At 71.7% G+C, this 16,691-nt stretch carries 15 protein-coding genes, 2 tRNA genes and 1 pseudogene; 13 read left to right on the top strand and 5 right to left on the bottom strand.

Features of this window, described 5'->3' with window-relative positions; translation table 11 throughout:
* Positions 1-5: 5 nt before the first annotated feature.
* The 3 genes from yidD to rpmH are packed head-to-tail and all read right to left on the bottom strand — an operon-like array spanning position 6 to position 855.
* Positions 6-314 carry a membrane protein insertion efficiency factor YidD gene (gene yidD, locus AC1VL8_RS05100; RefSeq protein WP_483074401.1) on the bottom strand — a complete coding sequence of 103 codons (309 nt, stop codon included), beginning with the start codon at positions 312-314 and terminating at the stop codon, positions 6-8.
* Entirely contained in the window at positions 311-703 is a 393-nt protein-coding gene (gene rnpA, locus AC1VL8_RS05095) for a ribonuclease P protein component (protein ID WP_483074400.1), read from the bottom strand. The genes yidD and rnpA overlap by 4 nt, the downstream gene beginning before the upstream one ends.
* A gap of 14 nt (positions 704-717) precedes the next feature.
* Positions 718-855 carry a 50S ribosomal protein L34 gene (gene rpmH, locus AC1VL8_RS05090; RefSeq protein ID WP_010849920.1) on the bottom strand — a complete coding sequence of 46 codons (138 nt, stop codon included), beginning with the start codon at positions 853-855 and terminating at the stop codon, positions 718-720.
* Positions 856-1,360: 505 nt separating this feature from the next.
* On the opposite strand from rpmH, the gene dnaA reads away from it, so the two are divergent.
* The 11 genes and pseudogenes from dnaA (at position 1,361) to AC1VL8_RS05035 (ending at position 13,565) form a co-directional block, all read left to right on the top strand.
* Positions 1,361-2,806, top strand: coding sequence for a chromosomal replication initiator protein DnaA (dnaA, locus tag AC1VL8_RS05085; protein ID WP_389234737.1), 1,446 nt, complete (start codon positions 1,361-1,363; stop codon positions 2,804-2,806).
* Between the two features lie 645 nt (positions 2,807-3,451).
* Complete coding sequence (gene dnaN, locus AC1VL8_RS05080; RefSeq protein ID WP_483074399.1) at positions 3,452-4,582, top strand: DNA polymerase III subunit beta; 1,131 nt, start codon at positions 3,452-3,454, stop codon at positions 4,580-4,582.
* A 147-nt stretch (positions 4,583-4,729) separates the two neighbouring features.
* Entirely contained in the window at positions 4,730-5,662 is a 933-nt protein-coding gene (gnd, locus tag AC1VL8_RS05075) for a phosphogluconate dehydrogenase (NAD(+)-dependent, decarboxylating) (protein ID WP_483074398.1), read from the top strand.
* 9 nt (positions 5,663-5,671) lie between these two features.
* On the top strand, positions 5,672-6,919 hold the full coding sequence (gene recF, locus AC1VL8_RS05070; protein WP_483074397.1) for a DNA replication/repair protein RecF: 1,248 nt from the start codon (positions 5,672-5,674) through the stop codon (positions 6,917-6,919).
* On the top strand, positions 6,909-7,499 hold the full coding sequence (locus AC1VL8_RS05065; protein WP_483074396.1) for a DciA family protein: 591 nt from the start codon (positions 6,909-6,911) through the stop codon (positions 7,497-7,499). The genes recF and AC1VL8_RS05065 overlap by 11 nt, the downstream gene beginning before the upstream one ends.
* Positions 7,500-7,767: 268 nt before the next feature.
* Positions 7,768-9,775: pseudogene (gene gyrB / locus AC1VL8_RS05060) on the top strand (DNA topoisomerase (ATP-hydrolyzing) subunit B).
* Between the two features lie 70 nt (positions 9,776-9,845).
* Entirely contained in the window at positions 9,846-12,458 is a 2,613-nt protein-coding gene (gene gyrA / locus AC1VL8_RS05055) for a DNA gyrase subunit A (protein ID WP_483074395.1), read from the top strand.
* The gene (locus tag AC1VL8_RS05050; RefSeq protein ID WP_483074394.1) at positions 12,455-13,156 is read left to right on the top strand and encodes a DUF3566 domain-containing protein; all 702 of its coding nucleotides are present in this window, start codon (positions 12,455-12,457) and stop codon (positions 13,154-13,156) included. The genes gyrA and AC1VL8_RS05050 overlap by 4 nt, the downstream gene beginning before the upstream one ends.
* A 64-nt stretch (positions 13,157-13,220) precedes the next feature.
* Positions 13,221-13,294 (top strand) — tRNA-Ile (locus tag AC1VL8_RS05045).
* A 23-nt stretch (positions 13,295-13,317) separates the two neighbouring features.
* Complete coding sequence (locus AC1VL8_RS05040; protein ID WP_389234717.1) at positions 13,318-13,437, top strand: DLW-39 family protein; 120 nt, start codon at positions 13,318-13,320, stop codon at positions 13,435-13,437.
* A 52-nt stretch (positions 13,438-13,489) separates the two neighbouring features.
* Positions 13,490-13,565: transfer RNA gene (locus tag AC1VL8_RS05035), tRNA-Ala, on the top strand.
* Between the two features lie 82 nt (positions 13,566-13,647).
* Here the strand turns inward: AC1VL8_RS05035 and AC1VL8_RS05030 are convergent.
* Positions 13,648-14,643 (bottom strand): hypothetical protein, encoded by a 996-nt coding sequence (locus tag AC1VL8_RS05030; protein WP_483074393.1) that lies wholly within the window; start codon positions 14,641-14,643, stop codon positions 13,648-13,650.
* Between the two features lie 170 nt (positions 14,644-14,813).
* On the opposite strand from AC1VL8_RS05030, the gene AC1VL8_RS05025 reads away from it, so the two are divergent.
* A complete protein-coding gene (locus tag AC1VL8_RS05025) occupies positions 14,814-15,353 on the top strand; it encodes a peptidylprolyl isomerase (RefSeq protein ID WP_389234711.1) in 540 nt (179 codons plus the stop codon).
* A 163-nt stretch (positions 15,354-15,516) separates the two neighbouring features.
* Positions 15,517-16,212, top strand: a complete 696-nt coding sequence (locus AC1VL8_RS05020) for a rhomboid family intramembrane serine protease (protein ID WP_483074392.1) — start codon at positions 15,517-15,519, stop codon at positions 16,210-16,212.
* A gap of 213 nt (positions 16,213-16,425) precedes the next feature.
* Here AC1VL8_RS05020 and AC1VL8_RS05015 read toward each other — a convergent pair whose 3' ends face one another.
* Positions 16,426-16,674: a cell division protein CrgA gene (locus tag AC1VL8_RS05015; protein WP_483074391.1), complete on the bottom strand. Its 249-nt coding sequence runs from the start codon at positions 16,672-16,674 to the stop codon at positions 16,426-16,428.
* Positions 16,675-16,691 lie beyond the last annotated feature (17 nt).

Here is a 16,691-nt window from a genome sequence, read left to right as displayed (position 1 = left end):
GAAGGTCAGTGCGCGGAGGCGACCGCGCGGTGCGGGTGTCGACGGTGCGGCCCCGCCGGTGGAACGTCGTCGACGCCCCCCGGGTTCCACGGGTTGCAGCGCAGGACCCGCCAGACCGCCAGCCGCGTCCCGCGCAGGACGCCGTGCCGCTCGAGGGCGATCACGGCGTACTGGCTGCACGAGGGGTAGAACCGGCAGGTCGGCGGGGTGAGGGGGGACAGGAACCGCTGGTACCCGCGGATCGCGAGCACGAGCAGCCGACGCGGGAACCGCAGGACGCCACGCAGCGCCGCGGCGCCGCGCGGGGTGCTCATCGCCGACCCTCGGGCGCGGTGCCGGCAGCGCCACGTCCGCGTTCGGCGCGGCGACGTCCAGCGGTGCGCAGGGCACCGTCGAGCTCCTGGCCCAGCGTGGCGTAGTCGGCCGTCGCGGCGGGTCCGAGGGCCCGGACGACCAGGTCGGCGTCCGCGGGCAGCGCACCGATGCGCTCCGTGGCCAGCGCCCGCAGGCGCCGCTTGACCCGGTTGCGCGTCACGGCGTTGCCGACACCCTTGGACACGACGAAACCGACCGCCGGACCAGGTCCGGGGTCGGTTCGCGTCACGAGGTGCACCACGAGCGTGTTCCGCCCGGCGCGCACACCGCTGCGCACGGTCCGCTCGAAGTCGGCGGACCGGCGCATCCGGTGTGCGGCGGGCAGCACCGCGTCAGGTGGTGTCAGGCCGACAGCTCGGCGCGACCCTTGCGCCGACGGGCGGCGAGGATCGCGCGGCCGGCACGCGTCCGCATACGCAGACGGAAACCGTGCGTCTTGGCACGACGCCGGTTGTTCGGCTGGAAGGTCCGCTTGCTCACGATGGTCTCCACGTACTTCGGTGCGTCGACTGCACGCGCGCGTGCAGCCAGGTCTGTGCCGTGCTCGACTGCTCCGGTACCCACGTCGCAAGACGGGTCTAGCGTCAGGGCACGCCAGCAGGAGCCATCAGGAAGGCTGCACAACGTTACGTCGGGAGCGCGCGAGGGTCAAACCCGCCGCCCACCGGAGCACGATCGACGCCCCGGCCCCTCTCCCGCGTGCCCGTCGCGGCTACTAGCATCGTCCGTCGAGCGTCCCGCAGCGACCGCCTCTCCCCACCCGGTGGACAGAGCCGTTCAGGGCTGTGGACAACGCCGCACCGCGGACCCCGGTCCGACCCCGGCATCGCCGGGATCGTGCGCGACCGACCGTCACGCACAGGTGTGGACAAGTCTGTGGACGCCCGACCGCGGCGTGCGACACTCGACCACCGCGACACACGACGGCAGCGAGGTACAGGTGTCAGGACAGGACGATCAGCTGAGCCAGGTCTGGTCGGCCGCGATGGCTCAGCTCGACGCGAGCCCGGACATCACGCCGCGCCAGCTCGCGTTCGTACGGCTGGCGAAGCCGCTCGGGCTGCTCGACGGCACGATGCTCCTCGCGGTCGGCAACGACCTCACGAAGGACTACCTCGAGACGCGCGTGCGTCAGGAGGTCTCGGACGCCCTGGCGTCGGCCCTGGGCCGCGAGGCCCGGTTCGCGATCACCGTGGACCCCTCGCTGGAGACGGGCTCGGCCGATGCCGCGCTGACCGCGTCCCCGCCGCCCGCCCGACCGACCGACGACGAGCCGGTCGCTCCCGCGCTCGCCGCCACCGGCCACCCGAGCACCGGTGACAGCGCGCACCTCGACGCCCCGGTCCGCTCCGAGGGCTTCCGACGCGAGCCCGCCGGCCCGACGCCGAGCGTGGAGCCCGCGCGCCTGAACCCCAAGTACCTGTTCGAGACGTTCGTCATCGGGTCGTCCAACCGGTTCGCGCACGCGGCGGCCGTGGCCGTGGCGGAGGCGCCCGCGAAGGCGTACAACCCGCTGTTCATCTACGGCGACTCCGGGCTGGGCAAGACGCACCTGCTGCACGCGATCGGGCACTACGCCCGGAACCTGTACCCCTCGGTGCGCGTGCGGTACGTGAACTCCGAGGAGTTCACCAACGACTTCATCAACTCCATCGGTGAGGGCAAGGCCGGTGCCTTCCAGCGCCGCTACCGCGAGGTCGACGTCCTCCTCATCGACGACATCCAGTTCCTGCAGGGCAAGGAACAGACGATGGAGGAGTTCTTCCACACCTTCAACACGCTGCACAACGCGAACAAGCAGGTGGTGATCACCTCGGACCTGCCGCCCAAGCAGCTGAACGGGTTCGAGGACCGGATGCGTTCCCGGTTCGAGTGGGGCCTCATCACCGACGTGCAGCCGCCGGACCTCGAGACGCGGATCGCGATCCTGCGCAAGAAGTCGGCGAACGACAAGCTGCAGGCCCCGCACGACGTGCTGGAGTACATCGCGTCGAAGATCTCGACCAACATCCGCGAGCTCGAGGGCGCGCTGATCCGGGTCACGGCGTTCGCGAACCTCAACCGGCAGCAGGTCGACCTGTCGCTGGCGGAGATCGTGCTGAAGGACCTGATCACCGACGACGACCAGGCGACGATCACGGCCACCGCCGTCATCGGCCAGACGGCCGCGTACTTCGGGCTGAGCATCGAGGACCTGTGCGGCTCGTCGCGGTCCCGCGTGCTGGTGACGGCGCGGCAGATCGCCATGTACCTGTGCCGCGAGCTGACCGACCTGTCGCTGCCGAAGATCGGCCAGGCGTTCGGCGGCCGCGACCACACGACGGTGATGCACGCGAACCGCAAGATCCGCGAGCTGATGGCGGAGCGCCGGTCGATCTTCAACCAGGTCACGGAGCTCACCAACCGCATCAAGCAGGAGAGCCGGGTCTGAACGACCCGGACCCGCTCGTGAAGGCCCGCCCCGGTACGCCGGCGGCGGGCCTTCGCCGTTCCTCGGACCTCGACCTCAACCGCTGCCTGAAACATGCCTGGGACGATTACTCACACCTGTGGACGCACCTGTGGATACCGGTGGACGACCCCCAGGATTCGTGTGGACGCATCGTGGGCTCTCGGTGGACGCAGAAGGACGCCGGGAGCGTCGTCCACGTTCGCGCTCGTCGTCCCCAGCGGGTCCACAGGGGCTGTGCACAACCGAAAAGGTGCCCGGACCTGCGCCTGGACGCGTCGTCCCCAGGATTCACAGAACCGACGATGACGACGACTGATCCCTAGGAAGAAGATCCACAGGCCGTCAGTGCTCTGCCGAGCCGATCCGACGACCGGCCGGCCGAGACCGGCCGAACGACGCCGAGGACCACGACGTCCTCGCCCGCACGACGGCTCCTGACGAACGATCCAGGCCCACCGACCTCGTCCACAGCCCGTCCCCACATCGGTACCGCCAGGCCTGGCCTCTCGCGTAGTGTTCGGGGCTACTGCTGCCGACCCTCCCGGGTCCGCGGCGGGTCCTCGCACCAGCACCGCTACGCACCGCACGGGATCCGCGTGATCCCCCAGACCGAGAGGGTGGGGCATGAAGTTCCGCGTCGAACGTGACGTCCTCGCAGAAGCCGTCACGTGGATCGCTCGCAGCCTGCCCACCCGTCCCCCGGTCCCCGTGCTGGCCGGCGTCCGCATCGAGGCCGACACCGACGGCACGCTGCGCCTCGCGAGCTTCGACTACGAGGTCTCGGCCCGCTCGGAGATCCCCGCCGACGTCAGCGAGCCCGGCACCGTCCTGGTCTCCGGCCGGCTGCTCGCGGAGATCTCCCGCGCCCTGCCCGCCAAGCCGGTCGACGTGCAGCTCGACGGCACCAAGGTCACCGTCACCTGCGGGGCGAGCCGGTTCACGCTGCTGACCATGCCGGTCGAGGACTACCCCCAGCTCCCGTCGATGCCCCCGCTGACGGGCACGGTCGACGGCGACGAGCTGACCAAGGCCGTCGCCCAGGTCACCGTCGCCGCGAGCCGCGACGACACCCTGCCGCTGCTCACCGGCGTCCGCGTCGAGATCGAGGGCGAGAAGGTCACGCTGCTCGCGACCGACCGGTACCGCCTCGCGCTGCGGGAGCTCACCTGGAAGCCCGCGTTCCCCGACGCGTCGCAGGTCGCGCTGGTCCGCGCCCGCACGCTGTCCGACGCGGCGAAGTCGCTCGGGGCCTCCGGCTCGGTGAACGTCGGCCTCGCAGCCGGCCAGGGCGTCGACCTCGTCGGCTTCGAGGCCGGCGGCCGGCACACGACGTCGCTGCTGGTCGACGGCGACTACCCCGCCGTGCGCCGCCTGTTCCCGGACGAGTCGCCGATCCACGCCGTGGTCAACACGCAGCTGCTGGCCGACGCCGCCAAGCGCGTCGCCCTGGTCGCGGAGCGCAACACCCCGATCCGGCTGACGTTCACCGACGGCCAGGTCGTCCTCGACGCCGGCCAGGGCGACGACGCCCAGGCGTCCGAGGCGCTGGAGGCGACGCTGGTCGGCGACGACATCGCGGTGGCGTTCAACCCCCAGTTCCTGCTGGACGGGCTCGGGGCGCTGACCACGTCGTTCGTCCGCCTGTCGTTCACGCACCCGAACAAGCCGGTCGAGTTCACCGGCCAGGAGTCGCTCGAGGGCGAGGACCTCAAGGAGTACCGCTACCTCCTGGTCCCCATCCGCTTCGCCTCCTGACCCGGGCGCTCCGGCGCCCGGGGTGTGACCGGCGAGACGCCCGTCTCGTTCGTCAGGACCAGCCCGCAGCAGGACAATGGCGGGCGACAGATGTCGCCGCGGGACGCAGGACCACCCGCCGGCGGTCGGGCGAGGAGAGGTGGAGCGATGCGGATCGGCCTGGTGGGTCTCGGCAGGATGGGCGCGAACATGCGCGACCGGATGCGGGGCGCAGGGATCGACGTCACGGGGTACGACCAGAACCCGGAGGTCTCCGACGTCGCGTCGCTGGCCGACCTGGTGCAGGCCCTCCCCGCCGGTGAGCGCGTCGTGTGGGTGATGGTCCCCGCGGGTGCCGTGACCCACGCGGTGATCGAGGAGCTCGGCGGCCTGCTGGGCGAGGGCGACCTCGTCATCGACGGCGGCAACTCGTACTTCGGCGACGACAAGGGCCACGCGCAGCAGCTCGGCGCGAAGGGCGTCCACTTCCTCGACGTCGGTGTCTCCGGCGGCGTCTGGGGCCTCGCGAACGGCTACGGCCTCATGGTCGGCGGCGACGCCGCGCAGGTCGAGCGTGTCATGCCGGTCTTCGACGCGCTGCGCCCCGAGGGCCCCCGCGAGGAGGGCTTCGTGCACGCCGGCGAGGTCGGCGCGGGCCACTACGCGAAGATGGTGCACAACGGCATCGAGTACGGCCTCATGCAGGCGTACGCCGAGGGCTACGAGCTGCTCGCCGCGAAGGACATCGTCACCGACGTCGCCGGCACCATGAAGGCCTGGCAGCGCGGCACCGTCGTGCGGTCCTGGCTGCTGGAGCTGCTGGTCAAGGCGCTCGAGGAGGACCAGGCGTTCGAGGCGATCGACGACTGGGTCGCCGACTCGGGCGAGGGCCGCTGGACCGTGGACGAGGCGATCGACGCCGCCGTGCCGCTGCCGGTCATCACCGCCGCGCTGTTCGCGCGCTTCCAGTCCCGCCAGGAGCAGTCCCCCGCGATGAAGGCGGTCGCGGCCCTGCGGCAGCAGTTCGGCGGCCACGCCGTGAGGGCGGCGGGCGCCCCGGTCTCCGGTGCCACGCCCCCCGGCGTGCGCTCGGAGGGCTGACGCCGCTCGATGTACGTCTCGCACCTGTCGCTGACGGACTTCCGGTCGTACCACCAGGTCGACCTCACCTTCGAGCCCGGGATCACCGCGCTCGTGGGGCCGAACGGGCAGGGCAAGACCAACCTCGTCGAGGCGATCGGCTACGTCTCGACGTTCTCCAGCCACCGCGTGCCGACCGACGCCCCGCTCGTGCGAGCCGGGGCGTCGGCGGCGGTGGTGCGGTCCCGGATCGTGCGCGCGCAGGACGACGGGTCCGAGCGCGCGCTGGTCATCGACCTGCAGCTCGGGTCGGGCCGGTCGAACCGGGTCAAGCTCAACGGCACGGCCGCGCGGTCCCGCGACGTCGTCGGCGCCCTGCGGTCGGTGCTGTTCGCGCCCGAGGACCTGGCGCTGGTGAAGGGCGACCCCGACGGCCGGCGGCGGTTCGTCGACGAGCTCGCCGTGCAGGTCACGCCGCGGCTGGCCGGGGTGTTCAGCGAGTACGACCGGGTGGTGCGGCAGCGGACCGCGCTGCTCAAGTCCGCGGCCGGGTTCCGCGGCTCGCGGTCGAACCTGGACCTGAGCACCCTCGACGTCTGGGACGCGAAGCTCGCGGAGCTCGCGGCGCAGGTGATCGTCGCCCGGCAGGCCGTCGTCACCGCCCTCGGCCCGTACGTCGCCGACGCCTACGAGCGGGTCAGCGACGGGCAGGGCGACGCGCGGGTCACGTACCGGTCCTCCCTCACCGCGGTGCTGGACGGCCCGGACGCCGACCGGCTGCCGCCCGAGGAGCGTGCGGCGTCCGGGGCGGGCGCGACCGCGCAGGTCGTCGAGGCGCAGATGCTCGAGGCGCTGGCGCGCGTGCGCCCGAAGGAGCTCGAGCGGGGCGTGTGCCTGGTGGGTCCGCACCGCGACGACCTGGTGCTGACCCTCGGCGAGCTGCCGGCCAAGGGCTACGCGAGCCACGGCGAGTCCTGGTCGTTCGCGCTGGCCCTGCGCCTGGCGTCGTACGAGCTGCTGACCCACGGCCCGCAGGCGGGCACGCCCGACGACGCCGCCCGGCTCTGGGTGGCGGACTCCGGCCCCGACGGCGAGCCCGTGCTCATGCTCGACGACGTGTTCGCCGAGCTCGACGCGAAGCGGCGGCAGCGCCTGTCCGAGATGGTCGCCGGTGCGCGGCAGGTGTTCGTCACCGCCGCGGTGCCCGGCGACGTGCCCGAGCGGCTCGCGGGGGCACGGTTCGACGTGCTGGCGTCCGAGGTCGCCCGTGCCGGCTGACGAGGTCTCCCCCACTCCCGACCTGGACGCCTCCGCCGTCCCGGCCGTCGACCCCACCGTGCCCGTCTGCGAGCAGCTCGAGGTCACCCCGGGTGCGCAGATGGCGCGGATGTCGCTGGCCCGGTTCCGCTCGGTCGCCCGGTCGAAGGGCTACCGGCCCGGCGAGAAGGCGCGCGGCCGCTCTCCCCTGTCCCCGACGGAGCGCGGCGGCCCGGGCGCGCACGCGCGGGACCCGCAGACGGTGTCCAGCACGATGGCGTCCCTGTTCCGGGACCGCGGCTGGGTGCAGGAGGTGTCGGTCGGCGGGGTCGTCGGCCGCTGGCGCGACGTGGTGGGCGACCAGATCGCCGACCACTGCACGCCCGAGACCTTCGCGGAGGGCGTGCTCGTGGTCCGGACCGACTCGTCGGCGTGGGCGCAGCAGCTGAAGATGCTCGCCCCGCAGCTGGTCAGGCGGCTGTCGGAGGACGTCGGCGAGGGCGTGGTGCGCGAGGTGCGGGTGCTGGGACCGGCTGGTCCGGGGTTCGGCAAGGGCAAGCGCTCGGTCCGCGGGCGGGGCGCCCGGGACACCTGGGGCTGACCGCGCGGGCGCCGCGCCGGCCGTCGTCCCCAGGAGGGCCGCGAATCCGGGGCTTCCGGGCCGGGGGCGGGTACACTGGGAATCGACATCTCTGGCGCGTCTGCGCCGGTCCAGGACGCACGATCTCCGTCGTCGTGGAGTGATCTGCTCTCCCAGCGGGAGGACGGGCGCCTCCGCCGCGTGTGAGAACTGAGGAGCACTTCCGCCCGTGGCTGACCAGAGCCCCTCCACCGGACCGACTCCCGCGCAGGACGCACCCGGGGGGACGGTGAACGGGACTCCCGCCTACGACGCCTCCCAGATCACGGTCCTCGAGGGTCTCGAGGCGGTCCGCAAGCGTCCCGGCATGTACATCGGCTCGACCGGCGAGCGCGGCCTGCACCACCTCGTCTACGAGGTCGTCGACAACTCGGTCGACGAGGCCCTCGCCGGCTACTGCGACCACATCGAGGTCACCCTGCTCGCCGACGGCGGCGTGCGCGTGGTCGACAACGGCCGTGGCATCCCGGTCGCGATCCACCCGACCGAGGGCCGGCCGACGGTCGAGGTCGTCATGACGATCCTGCACGCCGGCGGCAAGTTCGGTGGCGGCGGGTACGCGGTGTCCGGCGGCCTGCACGGCGTCGGCATCTCCGTGGTCAACGCCCTGTCGACGAAGGTCCAGACCGTCGTCAAGCGCGACGGCTACACCTGGGAGCAGGACTTCCACGACGGCGGCAAGCCGAACGGCGAGCTGCGCCGCGGCGACGCGACCGACGAGACCGGGACGGCGCAGACGTTCTGGGCCGACCCGAGCATCTTCGAGACGGTCGAGTACGACTTCGAGACCCTCCGGTCCCGGTTCCAGCAGATGGCGTTCCTCAACAAGGGCCTGCAGATCTCGCTGACCGACGAGCGCCCCGCGCACGCGGACACCGAGGACGAGGTCGCGGGCGAGGGCACGGACGCCACCGACGCCACCCCGCAGCCGTTCCGGTCGGTCACGTACAAGTACGACGGCGGCCTGGTCGACTACGTCAAGCACCTGAACTCGGCCAAGAAGGTCGACCTCGTGCACCCCGACGTCATCGACTTCGAGGCCGAGGACACCGAGCGCCGGCTGTCGCTCGAGGTCGCGATGCAGTGGACCAGCGCCTACTCGGAGTCGGTGCACACCTACGCGAACACCATCTCCACCACCGAGGGCGGCACCCACGAGGAGGGCTTCCGCGCGGCGATGACCTCGCTGGTCAACCGCTACGCCCGCGACAAGGGCATCCTCAAGGAGAAGGACGACAACCTCACCGGCGACGACATCCGCGAGGGCCTGACGGCCGTCGTGTCGATCAAGCTCGGCGAGCCGCAGTTCGAGGGCCAGACCAAGACCAAGCTCGGCAACACCGAGGCGAAGACGTTCGTGCAGCGCGTCGTCAACGAGCAGCTCGCCGACTGGCTGGACTCGCACCCGAACGAGGCCAAGGACGTCATCCGCAAGGCCATCCAGGCGTCGCAGGCCCGGCTCGCGGCCCGCAAGGCCCGCGAGGCGACCCGCCGCAAGGGCCTGCTCGAGTCCAACTCGATGCCCGGCAAGCTCAAGGACTGCCAGTCCAACCACCCCGCCGAGTGCGAGATCTTCATCGTCGAGGGCGACTCGGCCGGCGGCTCGGCCGTCCGCGGCCGGAACCCGCAGACGCAGGCGATCCTCCCGCTGCGCGGCAAGATCCTCAACGTCGAGCGCGCCCGGCTGGACCGCGCGCTCGGCAACGCCGAGGTCCAGGCGCTCATCACCGCGTTCGGCACGGGCATCGGCGAGGACTTCGACATCTCGAAGCTTCCGGTACCACAAGATCGTGCTCATGGCCGACGCCGACGTCGACGGCCAGCACATCCGCACCCTGCTGCTGACGCTGCTCTACCGGTACATGCCGGAGCTGATCCTCAAGGGCCACGTCTACATGGCCCAGCCGCCGCTCTACCGCATCAAGTGGTCGAACTCCCCGCACGACTACGTGTACTCCGACCGGGAGCGCGACGCGGTGCTGGCCGACGGCCAGGCCAAGGGCAAGCGGATCCCCAAGGAGAACTCGATCCAGCGCTACAAGGGTCTGGGCGAGATGGACTACTCGGAGCTCTGGGAGACGACCATGTCCCCCGAGCACCGCACGCTGCTGCAGGTCACGCTGGACGAGGCCGCGGCCGCCGACGAGATCTTCTCGGTGCTCATGGGTGAGGACGTCGAGTCCCGCCGCTCGTTCATCCAGCGCAATGCGCGCGACGTGCGGTTCCTGGACATCTGACCTCCCCCGACTCCCCGACCTCGCGGCGCGCGCCACGCGCCGCGTCCAGTCCCACCGAAGGACCTGACCTGTGACTGAGCTGACCGGCGACAACATCGAGCACGGCCGCATCGACCAGGTGGACCTGCAGCTCGAGATGCAGCGGTCCTACCTGGACTACGCGATGGCCGTCATCGTGGGCCGCGCGCTCCCGGACGTCCGCGACGGCCTCAAGCCGGTGCACCGCCGCGTCCTGTACGCGATGTACGACGGCGGCTACCGCCCCGACCGGCAGTTCTCCAAGTGCAGCCGCGTCGTCGGCGACGTCATGGGCAAGTACCACCCGCACGGCGACACGGCGATCTACGACGCCCTGGTCCGCCTGGTGCAGGACTGGTCGCTGCGGTACCCGCTGGTCGCCGGCCAGGGGAACTTCGGCTCCCCCGGCGACGACCCGGCGGCCGCCCCGCGGTACACCGAGTGCAAGATGGCGCCGCTCGCGATGGAGATGGTCCGGGACATCGACGAGGACACCGTCGACTTCCAGGACAACTACGACGGCCGCACCCAGGAGCCGTCGATCCTGCCGTCGCGGTTCCCGAACCTGCTGGTCAACGGCTCCGCGGGCATCGCGGTCGGCATGGCGACGAACATCCCGCCGCACAACCTGCGCGAGGTCGCCGAGGGCGTCCGCTGGCACCTCGACAACCCCGAGGCGTCGAAGGAGGAGCTGCTCGCGGCCCTCCTGACCCGGGTCAAGGGCCCCGACTTCCCCACCGGCGCGACGATCCTGGGCCACAAGGGCATCGAGGAGGCGTACCGCACCGGTCGCGGCTCCATCACGATGCGCGCGGTCGTGGAGGTGGAGGAGATCCAGGGCCGGATCTGCCTCGTCGTCACGGAGCTGCCGTACCAGGTCAACCCGGACACCCTCGCGAAGAAGATCGCCGACCTGGTCCGCGAGAACCGCGTGCAGGGCATCGCGGACATCCGCGACGAGACGTCGGGCCGCACCGGCCAGCGCCTCGTGGTCGTGCTCAAGCGCGACGCCGTCGCGAAGGTCGTGCTGAACAACCTCTACAAGCACACGCAGCTGCAGGACACGTTCGGCGCGAACATGCTCGCGCTGGTCGACGGCGTGCCGCGCACGCTCAGCCTCGACGCGTTCATCCGGCACTGGACGACCCACCAGCTCGAGGTCATCGTCCGGCGCACCAGCTTCCGGCTGCGCAAGGCCGAGGAGCAGATCCACATCTACCGCGGCTACCTCAAGGCGCTGGACGCGCTGGACGAGGTCATCGCGCTGATCCGCCGCTCCCCCGACGCCGACGAGGCCCGCACCGGCCTGATGGCGATGCTGGACATCGACGAGGTCCAGGCGAACGCGATCCTCACGCTCCAGCTGCGCCGGCTGGCGGCCCTCGAGCGCCAGAAGATCCTCGACGACTACGCGAAGCTCGAGCAGGAGATCCAGGGCTACCGCGCGATCCTCGAGTCCCCCGAGCGGCAGCGCGGCATCGTCCGCGACGAGATGGACGAGATCGTCGACAAGTACGGCGACGAGCGCCGCACCACGATCCTGCCGTTCGACGGCGAGGTGTCCGTCGAGGACCTCATCGCCGAGGAGGAGATGGTCGTCACCATCACCCGCGGCGGCTACGCGAAGCGCACCCGGTCCGACAACTACCGGGCCCAGCGGCGCGGCGGGAAGGGCGTCCGCGGCGCCCAGCTGCGCGAGGACGACATCGTCGACCACTTCTTCGTCACGACGACGCACCACTGGCTGCTGTTCTTCACGAACCTCGGCCGCGTGTACCGCGCGAAGGCCTACGAGCTGCCCGAGGGCGGCCGCGACGCCAAGGGCCAGCACGTCGCGAACCTGCTGGCGTTCCAGCCGGGCGAGAAGATCGCCCAGGTCCTCGACCTGCGGGACTACGACCAGGCCGAGTACCTGGTGCTCGCCACCGCCCGCGGCCTGGTCAAGAAGACCCGCCTCACCGAGTACGACTCGAACCGGTCCGGCGGCGTCATCGCGATCAACCTGCGCGAGGACGAGAACGGCCTCCCCGACGAGCTCGTGTCCGCGCGGATCGTCGACTCCGTGAACGACCTGATCCTGGTGTCCCGCAAGGGCCAGTCGCTGCGGTTCACCGCGACCGACGAGGCCCTGCGCCCGATGGGCCGCGCGACCTCCGGCGTCACCGGCATGAAGTTCCGCGCCGACGACGAGCTGCTCGCGATGGACGTCGTCCGCGAGGAGGCGTTCCTCTTCACCGTCACGCAGGGCGGCATCGCCAAGCGCACCGCCCTCACGGTCGAGAACTACCGCGTCCAGGGCCGCGGCGGCCTCGGCATCAAGGTCGCCAACCTCCCCGAGGCCAACGGCGACCTGGTCGGCGCGCTGGTCACGGACCCGGAGGACGAGGTGCTGGTGATCATGGAGCGCGGCAAGATCGTGCGCTCCGCGACGTCCGAGGTGAACGCCACCGGCCGCACCACGCAGGGCGTCATCTTCGCCAAGCCCGACAACGGGGACCGGATCATCGCGGTCGCCCGCAACATCGAGCGTCACCTGGCCGACGAGGCGGGTACCGTGGGCGAGTCGGTCGAGCCGGACGAGACGTCCACGGCCCTCGAGGACCCCAGCTCCACCACGGCCCCGGACGCACCGGCGGCTGACGAGACCTCCCAGGAGGATGCGTGAGCAGCGACACGCCGCCGTCCATCCCGCCCCGCACGTCGTCGGGTCAGGGCAAGAAGCCCGGCACCGCCAAGCCCGCAGGCGGCCGCACGGCCACCGACACGAGCGCCCGCGGCACCGCCACGACCCCGAAGGCCGGCGAGAAGCCCGGAACGGGCTCGTCGACCGCGACCAAGCCGGGCACGGCCAAGCCGGCCGGCGCCGCCGCGACCAGCACCGCGCCCCGGACCGGGTCCACCTCGGGCACGGCGTCCGAGGGCAAGCCGCCCGCTGCGCAGCAGGCTCCCGCGAAGCCCGCTGCGACGTCGTCGACCGCGAGCTCGTCGCTGAGCAGCGGGTCCGGCCCGCGCCGGGTGCGGCTCGCGATCTCCCGGGTCGACCCCTGGTCGGTCATGAAGCTGTCGTTCCTCATGTCCGTGGCGATCGGCATCATGATCGTCGTCGCGACGTCCGTGGTCTGGCTGACGCTCGACTCGCTGCAGGTGTTCGCCACGGTGAACGGCCTCGTGACCGAGATCCTCGCGGACTCGAGCATCGACCTCATGCAGTACGTCGAGTTCGACCGGGTGATCTCCGTGTCCGTGCTGGTGGCCGTCGTCGACGTGCTGCTCATCACGGCGCTGGCCACGATCGGGGCGTTCCTCTACAACATCACGGCCGCCCTGGTCGGCGGCGTGCACGTCACTATGACCGACGAGTGACGCACGGTTTGGGCGGGCGGCCCCTGCTGGGGTAGTCTCGTCCGGCACGCCCAGCGCGTGCGGAGGGCCTATAGCTCAGACGGTTAGAGCGCTTCCCTGATAAGGAAGAGGTCAGAGGTTCAAGTCCTCTTAGGCCCACTCCCGAGTTCCCTGGGGGACTGATGAAGAAGCTCCTGCTCCTCGCGGCGGTCGCCGCCGTCGGTTACGTCGCCTGGACGCGGTACGCCGCGGAGCGCGACGACCGCGACCTGTGGGCCGAGGTCACCGACACCGTCGAGTAGGACGCTCCCCCGCCGCACGTGGCCCGATCCGGGTGCTCACCGCGGCACCGACGGGGCCATGGCGCAATTGGTAGCGCACCTGCTTTGCAAGCAGGGGGTTAGGGGTTCGAGTCCCCTTGGCTCCACCAGCACGGCCCGGAGGACCCGGCACCCACGAGGGTGCCGGGTCCTTTGTCGTCCACGGGGTGTCCGCCGTACCGCGGCGAGCGCTCAGGGACCGGGACAGCACGAGGGCCCGGCACCTCGCGGTGCCGGGCCCTCGTGACGTGAGGCGGTCGTCAGACCGCGGTGCCCTCGCCCGTCGCCGGGGTCTCGGGCTTCTTCGGGGCCGCGCGACGGGGCGCGGCCTTCTTCGCGGCGTCGGTGACCTTCTCGGTCGCCTCGGAGAAGCTTCTCGGTGGCGTCGGCGACCCGCTCCTCGACGTCCTCGCGGACCTCCGCGACCCGCTCGGCGGCCTTGTGCGTCGCCTCGCGGCCGCGGGCCACGGCCTCGCCCGCCGCCTGGCCGACGGCCTGCGCGGCGTCACCCGCGCGGGCGCGGAGCTGCTCGGCGGTCGGGGCCTCGGGCTCCCACGGCTCGGCCCAGGGGTCGGTGGTGGTCCGGGACCGGGTCCACGCGAACACCGCGGCACCGGCACCCACCACGGTCGCGACGAGGAAGAAGCGCTTGGCGCCCGTGTGGGACTTCTTCTCCTTCGTGGCGGCCTTCGCGGCGGCTGCGGTCGCGGCGGCGACCGCGCCGCCCTTGGCAGCAGCCTTGTCGGCCACGTCCTCGACGGCAGCACCGGCGCGCGACGCCGCGTCGTTGACCGCCTGGACCAGCTTGGGCAGCAGGTCCTCGACGAGCTTGTCGTGCGCCGTGTCGATCACCGGGGTCGCCTTGGTGGCGGCCTTCTCCACGCGGGGCGCGGCGGCCTTGACGCTCTCCTTGTACAGGTGGTCGATCCGCGGGATCAGCCACTCGATCGCCGCCTCGACGCGGGGCTGGGTCCACTCGACGGCGTGCTCGGCGGCGCTCTTCGCCGCGACGCCCGCGTCGGCGGCCTGCACCTTGGCGGCGGCGGCCAGCTTGCCGGCCCCGTCACCCGCCTTGCCGCCCGCGTCCGCGAGGACGGCGCCGACGTCGGCGGCCCTGCCCTTGAGGCGTTCGGCGGTCAGGTGGTCGGTGACGGTCTCGAGCTTGCTCCGTCGGGTCAGGAAGGCCATGTCCACACACTCCTGCTCACAGCTGGTCCGGTGGCCTCCCACTCTGCCACCGTCCGGCCTCCCGCGCAGGTGGCAGCAGGTGAGAACGGCACGCACGTCCGCTCAGAGCGCAGGATCCACCCCGTCCCGTCACAGGCGGGCCCCCCGGGGGCCGTGACAGGATGACGACCATGAAGGCGACCCTGCACACCAACCGTGGCGACATCCGGCTCGAGCTCTTCGAGAACCACGCCCCGACCACCGTCGAGAACTTCCGCGGCCTCGCCACCGGCGAGAAGGAGTGGACCGACCCGGCGACGGGCGAGAAGCGCACCTCCCCCCTGTACGACGGCGTGATCTTCCACCGCGTCATCGACGGCTTCATGATCCAGGGCGGCGACCCCCTCGGTCGCGGCACCGGCGGCCCGGGCTACAACTTCGACGACGAGATCCACCCCGAGCTGCGGTTCTCCGAGCCGTACCTGCTCGCGATGGCGAACGCCGGCCTGCGTCGCGACCCGGTCACCGGCCAGGTCGGCGGCACCAACGGCTCGCAGTTCTTCATCACCGTGACGGCGACCCCGCACCTGAACGGCAAGCACACCATCTTCGGCAAGGTCCTGGACGACGAGAGCCGCGCCGTCGTGGACGCCATCGCCACCACGCCGGTCCGCCCGGGCGACCGCCCGGTCGAGGACGTGGTGATCGAGTCGGTGTCGTTCGAGTCCTGACACCTCGATGACCCACCCGCAGCCGGTCCCCGGCCCCGAGGCCCCGCCGGTCTGCCCGCGGCACCCCGACCGCATCGCCTACGTGCGGTGCCAGCGGTGCGGCAGGCCGACCTGCCCCGAGTGCCAGCGGCCGGCTGCGGTGGGCATCCAGTGCGTCGACTGCGTGCGGGACGCGCAGCGGAACCAGCGCCCCGCGCGCACGGCGTTCGGCGGCCGGGTCACCGGCGGCCGGCCCGTCGTGACGATCACGCTCATCGTGCTGTGCGTCGTGAGCTTCGGGCTGCAGCGGATCAGCCCGACGTGGACCACCGACCTCGCGTTCGTGCCGGTGGTGGGGGAGGCGCAGCCCTGGCGGTTCCTCACGTCGGCGTTCCTGCACTCGCCGAACCAGATCCTGCACATCGCGTTCAACATGATCGCGCTGTGGTCCGTCGGGCCGTTCCTCGAGCACTCGCTCGGGCGGTGGCGCTACCTCGCGCTGTACCTGCTGAGCGCCGTCGGCGGCTCGGTGATGTACCTGCTGCTCGCGAGCCCCGACGCCCTGTCCTGGTACACGATCCTCGTCGGCGCGTCCGGTGCGGTGTTCGGCCTGTTCGGTGCGGTGCTCGTGGTGCTGCGGCGTGTCGGGCGCAGCGCGGGCGGCATCGTCGGCGTCCTCGTCGTCAACGCCGTGCTCGGCTTCGTGCTGCCCGGCGTCGCGTGGCAGGCCCACCTCGGCGGCCTGCTCGTGGGTGCGGGGCTCGGTGCGGCGTTCGCGTACGCCCCGCGGGAGCGGCGCCTGCCGGTCGCGGTGGGGTCGTGCGTCGCGGTCGGCGTCCTGCTGGTGGCGGCGTCCGCGCTCAAGTACGCGCTGGTCTGAGCGGCGTCCCCAGCGTTGCTCACAGCTGTGGAATTACACCGGTGTAGTTATCCACAGGGTTGTGCACCCCTGGGGACAGCGGCCCCGTGCGACGCGGTCACGCTGGACGGGCGCCTGTTGACAACCGGGCCCGACCTGGGGACGAACCTGTGTCGACCTGGAGCCCCGAGGACGACCCCGCCCGCCGCGACGGCGGGGGCAGGGCCGACCCGGTCACTTCCAGCGGGTCGCCATCCCCATGCCCACCAGGGCGAACGCGAAGCCGATACCCAGGTTCCAGGCGCCGATGCCCGGGACGGGGTAGTCGAAGTTCGACAGGTACGTGACGACGATCCACACCAGGCCCAGCACCAGCAGGCCCACCAGGACGGGGACGAACCACGGCGGGCTCACTTGCGGTCCCTTCGGCCGCTCCTGGGGTGCGGTGTAGTGCGACTTCTGCCGCGTCCTCGACTTGGGCACGGGATGCTCCTGACCTC

Source organism: Cellulomonas sp. KU4C (assembly GCF_056868065.1).
This window is presented reverse-complemented; position numbering and strand designations above follow the sequence as displayed.